Source organism: Sphingobium sp., from assembly GCF_032153725.1.
GTDB lineage: Bacteria > Pseudomonadota > Alphaproteobacteria > Sphingomonadales > Sphingomonadaceae > Sphingobium.
Genome location: NZ_JALDYQ010000065.1, coordinates 14716 through 29295, shown reverse-complemented (window position 1 = coordinate 29295; position 14580 = coordinate 14716). Strand labels below are relative to the sequence as shown.

Below are 14580 nucleotides of genomic sequence, written 5' to 3'. Positions count from 1 at the left end.
GTTTGAACTGGGTTCCTGCCTTCGCAGGAACACGATTCAAAATTAACTGGGCCAAACTCTACCGATCAGGCTGCAACATGATACCGCTGACCGATCCGTTGCGGACCGAGCAGACGAAGGGCACGGAGCGCTGACCGTCAAAGGGACCGACTGCACCTTCCACTTCCCAGCCGGTCGACATGGTGCTGGCGGCGATCCGGCCCAGGATTTTGGTGCCGGGGCCGGCTTCCTCCCGCGCCTTGGCGGCGCAGGCGTTGCGCGCGGCAGTGGCGGTGCGGATCGGACCATAGCCGGGCGGGGCATAGGGCTGGCGCCTGGCGTCGCGCTCGGCCTGACGGTCGCGGGCGATGTCGCTGGCGATGGCGATGGCGGCATCGGCGGCGCGGTGCAGGTCGCGATGATCCTGTGCGTGAGCGGATATCGCGAACGCCAGACCCAGGGTGCAGATAATCGTCTTTCGCATGGCGTTTCTCCCCGCGCTTATTTGAACAGACTGCCCAATATGCCGCGCACCAGCTGGCCCGCGATCCCGCCCGAACTTTTGCGGCTGGACCCGCCGAACACCGCGCGGCCCAGTTCATTGGCGACCTGACGTCCGACCGATGATGCGGCGGAGCGGGTGGCGGACTGGATCGCCTTGTCGAAGGAGGAGGGTTTGGCGGCGTCGCGGGCGGCCGCGGCGTCCTGCCGGGCCTGTTCCTTGAGTTGCGCCTCGCGCTGTTTCGCCTCGACCTTGGCCTGTGCGGCGGCGGCCTTGTCGGCTTCGACCTGCGCCTTGGAGGCCTGCGCGGCGGCGGCAGCGGCCTGACCGCGCGCGGCGAGGATTTCCTCCGCCGATTCGCGGTCGACCAGCGTGTCATATTTGCCGGCGCAGGGCGAAATGGACTGGATGATCGCCCGCTCCCTGGCATCGACCGGGCCAAGGCGCGAGCGGGGCGGGGCAATCAATGTGCGCTGGACGATGCCGGGCGAGCCGTCCTCCTGCAACAGCGACACCAGTGCTTCACCGACCCTGAGTTCGGTGATGGCGGTTTCGACGTTAAGGTCCGGATTGACGCGGAAGGTGTCAGCCGCGGCCTTGATCGCCTTCTGGTCGCGGGGCGTGAAGGCGCGCAGGGCATGCTGGACGCGGTTGCCGAGCTGGCCTGCCACATCCTCCGGGATGTCGATCGGGTTCTGGGTCACGAAATAGACGCCGACGCCCTTGGAGCGGATCAGGCGCACCACCTGCTCGATCTTGTCGGTCAGCGCCTTGGGCGCGTCGTCGAACAGTAGATGCGCTTCGTCGAAGAAGAAGACGAGGACCGGCTTGTCCGGATCGCCCACTTCGGGAAGCGTCTCGAACAGTTCGGACAGCAGCCAGAGAAGGAAGGTGGCGTATAGCTTGGGACTCTGCATCAGCTTGTCGGCGGCCAGCACGTTCACATAGCCGCGGCCCTTGTCATCGACCTTCAGCATGTCGTGAATGTCCAGCGCGGGTTCGCCGAAGAAATGATCGCCGCCCTGGCTTTCCAGCTGGAGCAGCTGGCGCTGGATCGCCCCGACGCTGGCCTTGGTCACATTGCCATATTGGGCGGACAGGCTGTCGGCATTTTCCGCGCAATAGGCCAGCATCGCTTGCAGATCGCCCAGGTCAAGCAGCAGCAGCCCCTGCTCATCGGCATATTTGAAGGCGATGGACAGCACGCCTTCCTGCGTCTCGTTAAGCCCCATCAGGCGGGAGAGCAGCAGCGGCCCCATTTCGCTGACGGTGGTGCGGATGGGATGGCCCTGTTCGCCGTACAGATCCCAGAAGATCGCAGGGTTGTCGGCATAGCTGTAATTTTCGATGCCGATTTCCCTGGCGCGGGCGACCAGCTTGTCGGCATTTTTCGCGGTGGGGGAGCCGGCCATGGAAATGCCGGCCAGGTCGCCCTTCACATCCGCGAGGAAGACGGGAACGCCAAGCGCGGAAAAGCTTTCGGCAATGCCTTGCAGCGTCACCGTCTTGCCGGTGCCGGTTGCGCCCGCGATCAGGCCGTGGCGATTGGCCCTGCGCAGGTTCAGCGTCTGGGGGATGCCGCCATCCTTGTCCGGTGCGCCAAGGCCGATGAAAATGCCGTCGCTCATCTGCGTCATGCTCCCCCTGTAGTGATTTCGAAGCAGGTGGGATCACCTGCTGGCTCGGAAATCACGGAAAACAAAGAGACTCGCTTCGGGCCGCGCCCGCCGGAGTCCGTCGTCACTCTAATAGCGAGACAGTGGCTCCGGCAAGCGCGACCCGTAACGATCGCCTGATTTTCAGCCTTTTATTTATCGCGCAGCCGCACGGGCAGGAACACCGCCGGTTGGCCACGGCGCAGCACCTGCAACAGGATCGCGCTGCGACCCTGTGTCGACACCGCCTTGACCTGCGCGTCCAGTTCCGCCTGGTTCGCGACCGGGCGGTTGTTGGCGCTGATGATCACGTCGCCGCGACGCAGGCCCTTGGCGCCCGCATCGGTCGATGCGTCGACGGCGGTGATCACGATGCCGCGCGTGTCGGCCGGAAGGCCGAGTTGACGGATGATGGTCGAGGTCAGCGGAATGGCGGAAATGCCGAGCGACTGCTGGGTTGCCTGACCGCTGCTGGACTGGTCGTCCTGCTGCTGGTTGAAATCATCGTCCTGGCTCTGGGCGAAGGCGTTCAGCTCGTCCTCCGACGGGCGTTCCCCGACCACGGCGGCCACGGTCTGGCGCTGGCCGTTGCGCAGCAGCACGATCGGCACCCGCGATCCGATGGGCTGAGAGGCGACGATGGACGAGAGATTCTGGTCCGGCGTCACTTCCTGGCCCGCCACGCTGACGATCACGTCGCCGGCCTTGATCCCGGCCTTGTCCGCGCCCTTGCCCGGTTCCACGCCCTGCACGAACTCGCCGCGATTCTTGGCGAGGCCGAGGGAATCGGCCAGATCTTCGCCCAGCGGGCTGATCTGGATGCCCAGATAACCGCGCTTGACGCTCTGCCCCTTGCGCAGCGTGTCCACGATAGGCGCCGCCTGTTCCGAGGGGATGGCGAAACCAATGCCGACATTGCCGCCCGAGGGCGAGAGAATCTGGCTGTTGATGCCGATCACATTGCCGCGCATGTCGAACATCGGGCCGCCGGAGTTGCCCTGATTGATCGATGCGTCGGTCTGGATGAACTTGTCATAGGTGCCGCCGGTGCCGCGATGCACGGCGGAGATGATGCCTGCCGTCACCGTGCCCGAAAGCGCGAAGGGATTGCCGATGGCGATCACCCAGTCACCGACCCGCGCCTTGGCGCTGTCGCCGAACTTCACGAAGGGCAGGGGCTTTTTTGCGTCGATCTTGAGGACGGCGATGTCGGTCGCCGGGTCGCGGCCCACCAATCGGGCGGGATATTCCTCGCGATTGGTCATGGTGACGGTGATCGAGTCTACCGTCGCGCCTTCGGCGCCCGCAGACACCACATGGTTGTTGGTGACGATATAGCCGTCGGCCGAAATGATGAAGCCGGAACCCAGCGACTGCGCCTGCCGGGTCTGGGGCTTGCCGCCCTGACCCTGGCTCTGGCCCTGGCCGAACAGGTCGCCGAAGGGCGTGCCGGCGAAGGGGTTCTGCACCTGCACCCGCTGTCTGGTCGATATGTTGACCACGGCCGGTTGCAGCTTTTCGACCATATCGGCCAGGCTGGCGGGCGCGCCGGCGGGGGCAGCCGCCTGCATGCCCTCATTCTGGGCGACCTGCGCGCCGACATTCGGGCTGGAGGTCACGGCAATGGCGGTGCCGCCAAGCAGCAGGGCACCGGTAATGGCATAAGCGTAACGCACTCGTGACGGTCCTCTCATGAAACAAGCGGAAAGGAAAGGCGGGACTCTTTGGGGAGTGACATGCGCCGCCTTGCCTTAACCGCCATTGAATGACGCTGGTTCCGTAATGAATTCAGCGCTCAATCAACGTCCCTGAAACTGCTTCAGGAAATCATTGTCGCGGGAGAGGACCATGGAGGTCGACCCCTGCCGATCCGGGGCGAAAGTATAGCGATATGCCTGCATCGCGCGATAGAAATCGTAGAATTGCGCATCCTTGCCGAAACTTTCCGAATAGATGCGCGCTGCGTTGGCGTCGGCTTCGGCGCGGATGATCTGCGCCTGCTTGGCGCCCTGGGCGCGGATGGTGAGCGCCTCCTGCTCGCGCGCGGTGCGCATGCGGGTGAAGGCGCTTTCCAGCGGTGCGCCGTCGGGCAGGTCGGCGCGCTTGATGCGGACATCGACGATCTGCGCGCCATATTGGCGGGCGACGCGGTTCAGCCCCGCCTCGATATTGTCCATCACTTGGCCGCGCTCGGGCGAGAGCAGCGCGGCGAACGGCCGCTTGCCCAGCTCATTGCGCAGCGCCGAGCCGAGAATGGGGCGCAGTGCGTCGGACACGCGGTCCTCGCTGCCCGCCGCGATATACATGCGCAGCGGATCGACGACGCGATAGCGGGCAAAGGCGTCGACCTGAAGGCGCAGCTGATCGGTGGAGAGCACCTGCTGGCGTTCCATCTCGACCGACAGCACGCGCTTGTCGATCCAGACGATCTGGTCGATGAACGGCCAGCGCAGGATGACGCCCGCGCCGGTCTTGCCGAACTCCTCGTTCGGGCGGTAGCGGTTGATGATCTTCTTGGGATCGCCGAAACGCACGACCACGCCCTGCTTGGTTTCGGGCACGATCGCGATGGTGCTGCCGATCAGCAGCAGAGCGGCGATGGCGAGCAGCGCCAGCGCGACGGGGTGGCGGATCAGGCCCTGCATCACTGGCCCTCCTCGGTCGAGGTGCCCTGGGCGGTCGTCCCCTGCGCGCGGCGCTTGAGTTCGGGCAGCGGCAGGAACGGCGTCACATTGCCGCTTTCGACGATGGTCTTGTCGACGTTCGACAGGACACCCTCCATGGTTTCATAATACATGCGGCGGCGGGTGACGTCGGGCGCGAGCTTATACTGTTCATAGACCTTGTCGAACGCGGCTGCCTCTCCCTGCGCCTTGGCCGTTACCTGCTGCGCGGCGGCGCGGGCTTCGTTGAGGTAGGTCTGCGCGGTCTGCTGCGCGGCGGACACGGCCTTGAACGCGTCGTTGACGGCGGTCGGCGGGTCGGCCTGCTTGATCGCGACGCCCTGGACCCGGATGCCCGACCTGTAGCCGTCGAGAATCTCCTGCATGCGTTGTTCGACCTGCTGCTCGATCTCGGTACGGCCGGCGCCCAGCGCGTCCTCCAGGCTGACGCTGGCGACGACGGAGCGCATCGCGCTTTCCGCGACCTCGCGAACCGAGGCGTCGGGGTCGGACAGCTGGAACAGATACAGCTCCGGATTGCGGATGTTCCAGCGCACCGAATAGGCGAGGTCGATGATATTCTGGTCACCGGTCAGCACCAGATTCTCGCTCTCCGCGCGGGTCGAGCCGACATCGATGGTGCGGATTTCCTCGACATCCACGGTCGTCACATTTTCGAAGGGCGCGGGCAGGGTCAGGCTGATGCCCGGCAAGAGAGTACGGCTATATTTGCCGAGCAGCGTGACGACTCCGCGCTCCTGCGGGCCGACGCGGTGAAAGCAGGTCAGGACCAGCCACAGCACCACCAAAATGCCGATCGCGGCAGGCCAGAGCGCCTTGCCGGAAGGCCGGGGCGGGAGGTTGCCGAAACCGCCGCCCCCCTGACCGAAGCTGTCCTTGCCGCGGCGGAGCAGTTCCTCGATCGCGGAAGGTCCCTTGGAGCCGGGGCGTCCGGGTTGCGTCCAGGGGTTGCGCGGCCCGCCGTCGCCCCCCTTGCCCTCATTGCCGTCCGGCCCGTCGTTCTTGCCGCCCCAGGGACCCTGGGCCATGGCGCTCGCTATGCCCGGCATCCACCCGAAAATTCTCTTCATCGCTCCTCTATAGGAAGGCTCTCCGGCGAAAAACAGTGCCCTTAGCAACGATTATTGTTTCGAATGATGTCGCTAGAGTAATTTTGAACCAGATGGATACATCTGGCGGCTGGGAAATCACGGCCGCAAACATTTCCCGGACAAAAATGGGGTCGGGCCGGTTTCGCTTCGAAGCGATCGGCACTACATGGCGGTCCCATGACCCAGCTTGAAGATTTTGCCGCCCGCCTGAAAACCCTGACCGACGGCCGGGCCAGCGCGCCGCGGGTGAAGGACGGCGTGATGTCGCTGGTGCTGGACGTGGCGGGCCTCTCGCCCGAGCAGCGCGATGCCGTCGCCGCGGCGATCCGCGAGGGCGCGCTCAGCCTGCCGGACGTGAGCGACGTGCGCATCGCCATGACTGCCGAGCGCAAGCCGTTGAAGATCATCGCCGTCGCTTCCGGCAAGGGCGGGGTGGGCAAATCGACCCTTTCGGCCAATCTGGCGGTGGCGCTGCAACGGATCGGGGTGAAGGTCGGGTTGGTCGATGCCGATATTTACGGCCCTTCGCAGGCGCGGCTGATGGCGAGCGAGGACCAGAAGCCGCAGGCGAAGGACAAGCAACTCATTCCGGTGCAAAGCCCGTTCGGCATCCCGATGCTGTCCATGGGCCATCTGGTCGAGCCGGGCAAGGCGCTGGCATGGCGCGGGCCGATGGCGGGCAATGCGCTGGCGCAACTGATCGAGGCGGACTGGGGCGCGACGGAAGTGCTGATCGTGGACATGCCGCCGGGTACGGGCGACGTGCAGCTGTCCATGGTGCAGAAGCACAAGCCTGCCGGGGCGGTCATCGTTTCGACGCCGCAGGATCTGGCGCTGATCGACGCGATCCGGGCAGTCAGCCTGTTCGAGCAGACCCATGTGCCGATGATCGGCCTCGTCGAGAATATGGCAGGCTATGCCTGTCCGCATTGCGGGGAGGTGTCGGACCCCTTCGGCCAGGGCGGCGCAGAGGCGGCGGCAGGCGAGATGGGCATGCCTTTCCTCGGACGGATTCCGCTGGCCATCGATATTCGCCGCCGTTCCGATGCGGGCGATCCGCCGGCGGCGGGGGATGATGTGCATGGCGCGCCCTTCCGCGCGATCGCGGAGAAGCTGGTGGACTGGCTGAAGGGCTAAGCAGGATTGGGTCAAGAGCGCTCCTGCCTGCGCGGGGGATGTGCATTCAAGGGAACAGCTTCCAGTACTCCCGCGTCTTTCCCATGTCGGACAGATTATGGAGTGTCGCCAAATGCCTTTGACCGCAGCACAGGATATTGCCGATCTGTTGAATGAAATCCGCACCATCGCGCTGATCGGGATATCCGACCGCCCCGGGCGGCCAAGCCATGGCGTGATGAAGGCGTTGCAGGACCATGGCTATCGCGTTCTGCCGGTCAATCCGCAAATAGCGGGCGAGCATGTCCATGGCGAGTTCGTCTGGGCGCGCCTGTCCGATATCGGCGTGCCGATCGACATGGTCGACATCTTCCGCCGCAGCGAGGTGGCGGGAGAGGCCGTGGACGATGCCATAGCCGCAGGCGCGAAATCGGTCTGGATGCAGCTGGCCGTCGTCGATGAGGCAGCTGCCGCCCGCGCGGAGGCGGCTGGGCTCAAGGTGGTGATGGATCGGTGCCCGGTGATCGAGATACGCCGCCTCCAGCTTGAGCCGGTTGCTTGAGCCTTTCGGCGCAATAGGGCTTTCCACCGCTTCGAAGCCTCTTTATCAGCGCAGATATGGGGCGCGCACCGCGGAAGCAGGGTCAGCAGACGGAAAAGGGTTTGAACCGGCGCGCGCTGCTGATCGGCGGAGGCGTGGGGGCCGGGTTGTTGCTGGCATGGGCGGCATGGCCGCGCGCCTATCGGCCCAATCTCAACACTGCGCCGGGCGAAACCGCTTTCAATGCTTTCCTCAAGATCGACCGGGCCGGGCAGGTCATCGTCATCATGCCGCAGACGGAAATGGGGCAGGGGGTCAGCACGCTCCTGCCGCAGATATTGGCGGATGAGCTGGGCGCCGACTGGCGCACCGTCGGCGTGCAGGGCGCGCCGATCAGCCCGCTTTACGCCAACACCCTGCTGGCGCGCGAATGGCTGGCCAATGACTGGAGCCGGTTGGCCGGCGAAGCGGGCGACTGGACCATCGATCAATATGCGACGCGGCGCGCCTTGATGCTGACAGGGGCGGGCACATCCATCCCGATGTTCCATCAGGCCTATCGCGAGGCGGGCGCGGCGGCGCGGGTGCTTTTGTGCAAGGCGGCGGCGGCGCGCTGGGACGTGGCGTGGGAAAGCTGCGATATCCGGGACGGGATCATTTCCGATGGCGGGAAGCGCAAGCTGAAGCTGGGCGAGGTGGTGGACGATGCCGCGACCTATGACCTGCCTGACATATTGCCCTTTCGGCAGGCGGATGTGGACCGGCTGGCAGGGCAGGAACTGCCCCGGCTCGACACCCCGTCCAAGATCGACGGCAGCCATAATTTCGCGGCGGATATTCGCCTGCCCGACATGGCCTTCGCTTCGATCCGTCAGGGGCCGATCGGGGACGCAGTGCTGAAAAGCGTCAATGAGGGCGCGGCGAAATCCGTCACCGGCTTCCTCAGGCTGATCCGGAAGGAACGCTGGGTGGCGGTGGTCGCCAGCAACTGGTGGGCGGCGAACAAGGCGCTGGACCTGGCCGATCCGGTCTTCGAGCTTTCAGGCAGGCCCGTGGACAATGCCGGGATCGAGGCTGCGCTGGAGCAGGCCTTTTCTGCCTCTTCCGGTGAGCGGCTTTTTGCGCAGGGCGATATCGCGCCCTTGTCTCAGGGGACGGCGATCCTTGCCAGCGAATATAAGGTGCGGCCGGGACTGCATCTGGGGCTGGAACCGATGAGCGCGACGGCGCGGATCACGGACGACGGCGCGGAAGTGTGGATGGCGACCCAGGCGCCGGGACTGGCGCGTGCCGCCATTGCCAGGGCGCTGGGTTTGTCGGCAGGCGCGGTGACGCTCTATCCCCTGCATGCGGGCGGCGGCTATGGGCGCCGGATGGATCATGAGGCGGGCGTGCAGGCTGCGCTGTTGTCGCGCGAGGCAGGGCGGCCGGTGCAGTTGCTCTGGTCCCGGCTGGAGGATGTGATTCAGGACCGGCCGAGCGCGCCTGCCCATGCGCGCATGACGGGCAGGCTCGGCCGTAACGGGGCGATCGAACATTGGTCGGCCAAGGTCGCGGCGCCCTGCGCGATGACGCAGGCATGGGCGCGCATCGCCCATGGCAGATTGCCCCATGAGGCGAGCGCGGAGGCCGCTGGCGTTTCCACCCGACTGGCGGTGGCGGGCATGGATCTGCCCTATGCCGTGCCGAACTGGGCGGTCGATCATTTTCCCGCCGATACCGGTCTGCCGCTCGGCTTTTCGCGGGGCAATGCCCATCTTCACGGGGCCTTCTTCACCGAAAGTTTCATAGACGAGATGGCGCATCAGGCGCAGATGGAGGCCATGTCCTTCCGTATCCAGATGCTGGGCGGCAATCCGCGCCTCGCCCATTGCCTGACCACCGTGGGCGCCATGGGCGGCTGGCAGGGTGGCATCGCCGGGAGCGGGCAGGGGCTGGCGGCGCATGTGATGAACGGCGCCTTCATCGCGGTCATGGTGGAAGCGGGAATTTCCGAAGGCAAATTGAAGGTCAGCCGTATCGTCGCCGCCGTTGATGGCGGGGAGCAGGTCAATCCCGATATCGCCCGGCAGCAGATCGAAAGTGGTCTGATCCATGGACTGGCCTATGCCATGGGCGCGTCTGTGCCCTATGCGAAGGGCATGCCGACCCGCGCGATCCTCGGACGCATGGGACTGCCACGCCTGGGTGATGTGGGGGAAGTGACGGTGGAGCTGATCCGCAGCACCGCGCCGCCTGACGGCCTCACCGATCTTGCGACGCCGCTGGTCGCGCCCGCCATTGCCAATGCGCTGTTCACCACCGCCGGGCGGCGTTTCCGCGGCGTGCCGCTGCTGATGGAGGGATGATGGGCAAGATCGGCATCCTGCTCATCAATCTCGGCACGCCCGATGCGCCGGACGCGGCATCGGTGCGACGCTATCTCAGGGAATTCCTCTCCGACCCGCGCGTGGTCGAAATCCCCCAATGGCTCTGGCAGCCGATATTGCGCGGACCGATCCTGATGACCCGCCCGCGCAAATCGGCTCATGCCTATGGGCAGGTCTGGATGAAAGACGGCTCTCCGCTGGCGGTCCACACCCGCGCCGCTTCGGTCGCGCTCCAGCAGCGCCTGCCGGAGCTGGTGGTGGATTGGGCGATGCGTTACGGCAATCCGTCGATCGCCTCGCGACTGGAGGCGATGGTCGCGGCGGGATGTGATCGCATCCTGCTGGCGCCGCTCTATCCGCAATATTGCGCGGCGACGACGGCGACGGCGCTGGATGCGGCCTATGTGGCGCTGGGCAGGATGCGCGCGCAACCGGCGATCCGTACTCTGGCGCCCTATTATGCCGATCCCGCCTATGTCGAGGCGTTGCGCGCTTCCACGCTGACTCAGCTTGCTGCCCTGGATTTCGCCCCTGATCTGCTGATCGCCAGCTTCCACGGCATGCCGGAGCGGACGCGGGCGCTGGGCGATCCCTATCGCGACCAATGCGTGGAGAGCGCCCGATTACTGGCGCAGGCGCTGGGATGCGAAGTGCGGGTGACGTTCCAGTCCCGTTTCGGCCGCGCGAAATGGCTTGGGCCGGCCACCGATGAAGTACTTAAAAAGCTGCCCTCCGAAGGTGTCAGAAATATTGCAGTCCTGACACCCGGATTCGCAGCCGATTGCCTGGAAACGGTAGAGGAAATCGCCATTCGTGGCAAAGCGGAATTTATCGCTTCCGGTGGTAATAATTTTGTCCATTTGAGTTGTTTGAACGCGTCTGTGGACGCTATGAACCTGTATGAGAAACTGGCCCGTCGCGAACTGGCAGGCTGGTTGGAGAGGTAAGTTTCGTCCATCACTTTTTTGTTGAGGAGAGCCTATCATGAGCAAGGTTGCAGTCGTCACGGGCGGAACGCGTGGCATTGGCGAAGCGATCAGTCTGGCGCTCAGGGAAATGGGCTATACGGTCGCCGCCAATTATGCGGGCAACGACGCCAAGGCGCAGGCCTTTTCGGACGCGACCGGCATTGCTTCCTTCAAATGGGATGTGGGCGATCACCAGGCCTGCCTGGACGGCTGCGCGCAGGTGACCGAAGCGCTGGGGCCGATCGACATCGTCGTCAACAATGCGGGCATCACTCGCGACGGCGTGCTGGCCAAGATGAGCTTCGACGACTGGAATGAAGTGATGCGCATCAATCTGGGCGGCTGCTTCAATATGGCGAAGGCGACCTTCAGTGGGATGCGCGAACGCGGCTGGGGTCGTTTCGTCAATATCGGATCGATCAATGGGCAGGCCGGTCAATATGGTCAGGTGAACTATGCCGCCGCCAAGTCGGGCATCCATGGCTTCACCAAGGCGCTGGCGCAGGAAGGCGCGAAATATGGCGTGACCGTCAATGCGATCGCCCCCGGCTATATCGACACCGACATGGTCGCCGCCGTGCCGCCCGCCGTGCTGGAAAAGATCGTGGCCAAGATTCCGGTCGGCCGCCTTGGTCATGCGCATGAAATCGCGCGCGGCGTCGCCTTCTTCTGTAGCGAGGATGGCGGCTTCGTGACCGGCAGCACGCTGTCGATCAACGGCGGCCAGCATATGTACTGATGGAGGAGGGTGGTGTCTTCCATGGCGTTCCGGCATTTCTGATGCCGCATTTTCCAGGCCGATGACTACAGGCGGCCATCCTGAAAATGCTTCGACGCCGGCGGCATCGCCCTTCGCCCCGCCTGTCAAGCGCAGCGTGACCATCGCCGGTCATCAGACTGCGATCAGCCTCGAACCGGTTTTCTGGCAAGCCCTCCGCGCGGTCGCCGTGCGTGAGGGCTTGCCTGTCAATGCGCTGATCGCGCGCATCGACGTCGCGCGCATGGCTGCCCACGATCCTCCCAATCTGGCGAGCGCCATAAGATGCTGGCTTTTTACAGATAATATACGATTATAAAATAATAATTATTCGCAATAGCATTGACTATGCGAACGACTCTCAATAGCAGAACCCCCAAGGTTACAAAAAGGGGTTCTGTTTTCATGTCTAAAGCAACGTCACGTCCTTCCTTCCTGGCGCTCGGCTGCGTCGGCGCGATGGCCTTCGCCTCGGCGGCGCAGGCGCAGGATGGCGTCCAGGGCGCCAAGCTGGGTGGGATGACGGTCACCGACACGGCGATCGATGAATCGCCGATCAAGGTGGAGAAGGCGGATTCGCCGAAATATACGCGACCGCTGCTCGACACGCCGCAGACCATCACCGTGATCGGCAAGGAAACGATCCAGCAGCAGAACCTGCTGACGCTGCGCGACGTGCTTTCCACCGTGCCCGGCATCACCTTCGGCGCGGGCGAGGGCGGTTTCGGCTATGGCGACCGAATCATCCTGCGCGGGCAGGATGCGAAGAACGATGTCACGGTTGACGGCGTGCGGTCCGGCGCGTTCCTGAACCGCAACGAGGTTTATAATATCGAGCAGGTCGAAGTCACCAACGGCGCGAATTCGGTGATGAACGGCGGCGGTTCCGTCGCAGGCACGATCAATCTGGTCACCAAGCGTCCACTGGCTGGCGATCAGACGATCCTCAACGCAGGCATCGGCACCGACAATTATTATCGCGCGACGGTGGATGCCAATAAGCGCATCAACGACCTGGTCGCAGTACGCATCAATGCCGTTTATCACGAAAATGACGTGCCCGGTCGCGACGTGGAAAATTACAAGCGCTGGGGCGTCGCGCCCGCCGTGACGATCGGCATTGACGGCCCGACGAGCCTGACCCTGCAATATGAGCATCTGGACGACCGGGCGATGCCGCAATATGGGTTGCGCTATTATGCCAATAATGGCGGCTTCCTGAAAGATTTCGACCGAAGCGGCTATTATGGCTTCGCCAATCTGGATCAGCAGAACAGCAAGACGGATTCGATCCAGGCAATCTTCAGCCATGCCTTCAGCGACACGGTGAAGATCCGCAACCTGACGCGTTATGAGAATATCCGTCAGAATACGATCACCAGCCAGCCCAACGGCACTTTCTGTCTGGCCTCGACCGGTCTTCAGCCGATGGATATCAACGGCGTCAGCGCGGCCTGTCCGGCGACTGTGCCAGCGGGCTATTATCTGCCGACCGGCGGGCGTGGCGTGCAGCGGCTGATCTCCAACGAGACGGCATATAACCAGCTTGACCTCAGTGCCGATTTCGCGACCGGCGGCGTTCAACACACGCTGGTGCTGGGCGTGTCCGCGCTGTGGGAGAAATATCGTCAGACCCAGGGCACGCTGCCGCGCAACGCTGACGGATCGACGCCGACCTTCCCGCTGGTCAACATCGCCAATCCCGGCGAAGTGGTGCAGGGGCCAGCCGGTTTCACCTATGGTAGCAACATCTATACCGGCCCGATCAACTTCATTCTGGCGAGCAGGAATCTGGGCGAGCAGACCAGCTATGCCGCCTATCTGTTCGACACGATGAAGTTCACCGACTGGTTCGAGATCAACGGCGGCGTCCGTTACGAGAAGGTGGAAGGCCTGAACCGCACTTTCACATTCAACTCAACGGCGGGCTCCCCGTTGCTGGGCCAGCTGAGCGGGGTCACCGGGCCGTTCCGGGTCAAGGATAATCTCTTTTCCTATCGCCTCGGCGCGGTGGTGAAGCCGACGCCGGACACCAGCCTCTATATCGCCTATGGCAATAGCAAGCTTCCGTCCAAGGCCTCGGTCGACGGTGCCTGCTCGACGCTGACCTGCAATGTGAGGCCCGAGACGACCGAAAATTACGAAATCGGCGCGAAGGCGGACCTGTTCGGCAAGAAGCTGCTGCTGACGCTGGCGGCGTTCCGCAACGACCGCAACCAGATCAAGGTGGTGTCGGGCGATCCGACCTTGCCCGATCAGGCGACCGACGGTTTCCAGCGGGTGGAGGGTGTGTCGTTCGGCGCGTCCGGCAACATCACGAGCAACTGGACCATCTCCGCCAATTACATGTATCTCAAGAGCAGGATCAAACAGGGCGTGTCCGATTATTGTCTGGCGCATCCGGGTGCGGTCGATCCCACGGCGGGCACTTGCGCCAACAGCGCGGCCTTCCCCGATCCGACGGCAGGCTACGCGCTCACCAACACGCCCAAACATTCAGGCAGCCTCTTCACCACCTATCGCTTCGGCTTCGGCCTAGAGCTGGGCTATGGCCTGACCTATCAGGGCAGCTTCCTGCTCAATCAGCCGACGCTCGCCCAGTTGGTCGCGAACAGCTATGTGGGCTATCGGGTGCCGAGCTACACCATTCACCGCTTCATGGCCTCCTATCCGATCACGGAAAAGCTGAAGGCGCAGGTGAATGTGCAGAACTTCACCAACGAAAAATATGTGACGACCGTGCGCAACAATGTCGGCGGTAGCTGGGCGCAGCCCGCCCCGACACGGTCGGCGGTGTTCAGCCTGAACTATATGTTCTGACTTTCTTCTCCCCCCGGCATTCGTCCCTTGCCGGGGGAAACGGGCGGGTGGCGATGCACTCCTCTCCTCCTCGGGTCGCCACCCGCTCAAAGATGCGA

The 14580-nt window shown here is 64.0% G+C and carries 12 protein-coding genes; 7 read left to right on the top strand and 5 right to left on the bottom strand.

Features of this window, described 5'->3' with window-relative positions; translation table 11 throughout:
- Nucleotides 1–58 precede the first annotated feature (58 nt).
- From RUH75_RS18250 to hflK, 5 genes are all read right to left on the bottom strand, one after another.
- Entirely contained in the window at nt 59–463 is a 405-nt protein-coding gene (locus RUH75_RS18250; RefSeq protein ID WP_313808585.1) for a hypothetical protein, read from the bottom strand.
- Nucleotides 464–480: 17 nt separating this feature from the next.
- Nucleotides 481–2109 (bottom strand): helicase HerA-like domain-containing protein, encoded by a 1629-nt coding sequence (locus RUH75_RS18245; protein ID WP_409592395.1) that lies wholly within the window; start codon nt 2107–2109, stop codon nt 481–483.
- A gap of 179 nt (nt 2110–2288) precedes the next feature.
- The gene (locus RUH75_RS18240; protein WP_313808584.1) at nt 2289–3812 is read right to left on the bottom strand and encodes a Do family serine endopeptidase; all 1524 of its coding nucleotides are present in this window, start codon (nt 3810–3812) and stop codon (nt 2289–2291) included.
- 123 nt (nt 3813–3935) lie between these two features.
- A complete protein-coding gene (locus RUH75_RS18235) occupies nt 3936–4781 on the bottom strand; it encodes a protease modulator HflC (RefSeq protein ID WP_313808583.1) in 846 nt (281 codons plus the stop codon).
- Nucleotides 4781–5890, bottom strand: a complete 1110-nt coding sequence (gene hflK, locus RUH75_RS18230) for an FtsH protease activity modulator HflK (protein WP_313808582.1) — start codon at nt 5888–5890, stop codon at nt 4781–4783. The genes RUH75_RS18235 and hflK overlap by 1 nt, the downstream gene beginning before the upstream one ends.
- 396 nt (nt 5891–6286) lie before the next feature.
- Here hflK and RUH75_RS18225 point away from each other — a divergent pair, with 396 nt between their 5' ends.
- From RUH75_RS18225 to RUH75_RS18195, 7 genes are all read left to right on the top strand, one after another.
- The gene (locus RUH75_RS18225; protein WP_313808587.1) at nt 6287–7048 is read left to right on the top strand and encodes an Mrp/NBP35 family ATP-binding protein; all 762 of its coding nucleotides are present in this window, start codon (nt 6287–6289) and stop codon (nt 7046–7048) included.
- A 112-nt stretch (nt 7049–7160) separates the two neighbouring features.
- The gene (locus RUH75_RS18220; protein ID WP_313808581.1) at nt 7161–7589 is read left to right on the top strand and encodes a CoA-binding protein; all 429 of its coding nucleotides are present in this window, start codon (nt 7161–7163) and stop codon (nt 7587–7589) included.
- A 56-nt stretch (nt 7590–7645) separates the two neighbouring features.
- The gene (locus RUH75_RS18215) at nt 7646–9916 is read left to right on the top strand and encodes a molybdopterin cofactor-binding domain-containing protein (protein WP_313808580.1); all 2271 of its coding nucleotides are present in this window, start codon (nt 7646–7648) and stop codon (nt 9914–9916) included.
- On the top strand, nt 9916–10884 hold the full coding sequence (gene hemH / locus RUH75_RS18210; RefSeq protein ID WP_313808586.1) for a ferrochelatase: 969 nt from the start codon (nt 9916–9918) through the stop codon (nt 10882–10884). The genes RUH75_RS18215 and hemH overlap by 1 nt, the downstream gene beginning before the upstream one ends.
- A gap of 37 nt (nt 10885–10921) precedes the next feature.
- The gene (gene phbB / locus RUH75_RS18205) at nt 10922–11644 is read left to right on the top strand and encodes an acetoacetyl-CoA reductase (RefSeq protein ID WP_313808579.1); all 723 of its coding nucleotides are present in this window, start codon (nt 10922–10924) and stop codon (nt 11642–11644) included.
- A 61-nt stretch (nt 11645–11705) separates the two neighbouring features.
- Nucleotides 11706–11981 (top strand): ribbon-helix-helix domain-containing protein, encoded by a 276-nt coding sequence (locus RUH75_RS18200; RefSeq protein WP_313808578.1) that lies wholly within the window; start codon nt 11706–11708, stop codon nt 11979–11981.
- A gap of 86 nt (nt 11982–12067) precedes the next feature.
- On the top strand, nt 12068–14482 hold the full coding sequence (locus RUH75_RS18195; RefSeq protein ID WP_313808577.1) for a TonB-dependent receptor: 2415 nt from the start codon (nt 12068–12070) through the stop codon (nt 14480–14482).
- Nucleotides 14483–14580 lie beyond the last annotated feature (98 nt).

Coding starts and splice junctions, on each gene's coding strand:
- RUH75_RS18250 (WP_313808585.1), bottom strand. CDS start 463: ATGCGAAAGACGATTATCTGCACCCTGGGTCTGGCGTTCGCGATATCC.
- hflK (WP_313808582.1), bottom strand. CDS start 5,890: ATGAAGAGAATTTTCGGGTGGATGCCGGGCATAGCGAGCGCCATGGCC.
- RUH75_RS18195 (WP_313808577.1), top strand. CDS start 12,068: ATGTCTAAAGCAACGTCACGTCCTTCCTTCCTGGCGCTCGGCTGCGTC.
- RUH75_RS18220 (WP_313808581.1), top strand. CDS start 7,161: ATGCCTTTGACCGCAGCACAGGATATTGCCGATCTGTTGAATGAAATC.
- phbB (WP_313808579.1), top strand. CDS start 10,922: ATGAGCAAGGTTGCAGTCGTCACGGGCGGAACGCGTGGCATTGGCGAA.
- RUH75_RS18235 (WP_313808583.1), bottom strand. CDS start 4,781: ATGCAGGGCCTGATCCGCCACCCCGTCGCGCTGGCGCTGCTCGCCATC.
- hemH (WP_313808586.1), top strand. CDS start 9,916: ATGGGCAAGATCGGCATCCTGCTCATCAATCTCGGCACGCCCGATGCG.
- RUH75_RS18245 (WP_409592395.1), bottom strand. CDS start 2,109: ATGAGCGACGGCATTTTCATCGGCCTTGGCGCACCGGACAAGGATGGC.
- RUH75_RS18215 (WP_313808580.1), top strand. CDS start 7,646: ATGGGGCGCGCACCGCGGAAGCAGGGTCAGCAGACGGAAAAGGGTTTG.
- RUH75_RS18200 (WP_313808578.1), top strand. CDS start 11,706: ATGACTACAGGCGGCCATCCTGAAAATGCTTCGACGCCGGCGGCATCG.
- RUH75_RS18225 (WP_313808587.1), top strand. CDS start 6,287: ATGACTGCCGAGCGCAAGCCGTTGAAGATCATCGCCGTCGCTTCCGGC.